The following is an 843-nucleotide window of genomic DNA, read 5'->3' on the forward strand; positions in this document are numbered from 1 at the left end:
TAGGGCCTGTTAGAGCTTGAGCCAGTCGGCGGCTGCTGCGAGGCAGAGGATGCCGATGAAGGATCGGGCGGTCTTCTCGTAGCGGGTGGCGACGGCACGCCATTCTTTGAGGCGGGCCCAAAGGTTCTCCACCCGAGAGCGGTTGTTGTAGATCCAGCTGGGACAGGCGACCGGCGCGTCCGTGCGCTTGGGCGGAATGGCGGGTCGGGCGCCCATATCCCAGATCCGCTCGCGGAAGGTGTCGGAGGCATAGCCGCGGTCGCCGACGATCCAGCCCGGCACATCCGGCAGGCTGTCGAGCAGGCCAGGCGCCAAGGGCAGTTCGTGCGCCTGGCCGGGCGCGAGAGCAAAGGCGATGGCGCGCCCGCGGCCGTCAGCAATCACGCAAGCCTTGGTGCCATAGCCGCCGCGAGATCGGCCAAGTGCTTCGCGTAGATCTCGCTCCTGGCCATGGCCCCCCTTTTTTCCGCACCCGCCGCCTTGTGGTGAGCCCGGATGGTGGTGCCGTCGAGGAAGGTCATGCCGAGCGCCACGCCACGCTGCTGGACCAACTCCAGCAGGCGCTCCCAGACGCCTGCCTTGGCCCAGCGGATGAAGAGTTGGGCTGCCAGCCACCAGGGCCCGAGCTCGGCGGGAATGCTGCGCCACTTGGCGCCGTTCTGGTGCCGCCAAAGGATGGCCGAGATCGTGCGGCGCAACTCCTTCGGCGGCGTCTTACCGTGAGGCCTGGCCGCCTCGATCAGCGGCTCCCACACCGCCCAGGTCGCATCCGTGAGAAGCTGCTCGTCCTTGCCCTTCGCCATACCCAAAACATGGGAGTAGCATTCAAGCTCTAACAGGCCT

Annotated in this window: 1 protein-coding gene; it reads right to left on the bottom strand. The window is 67.1% G+C overall.

The window, feature by feature from the left end:
- Positions 1-9 precede the first annotated feature (9 nt).
- A protein-coding gene (locus tag CR165_RS24180) for an IS5 family transposase (RefSeq protein ID WP_109519423.1) occupies positions 10-803 on the bottom strand; the annotation gives its coding sequence in 2 pieces (ribosomal slippage) (positions 10-467 and positions 467-803; 795 coding nt in all).
- Positions 804-843 lie beyond the last annotated feature (40 nt).

Source organism: Teichococcus aestuarii, assembly GCF_003116135.1.
Classification (GTDB): domain Bacteria; phylum Pseudomonadota; class Alphaproteobacteria; order Acetobacterales; family Acetobacteraceae; genus Pseudoroseomonas; species Pseudoroseomonas aestuarii.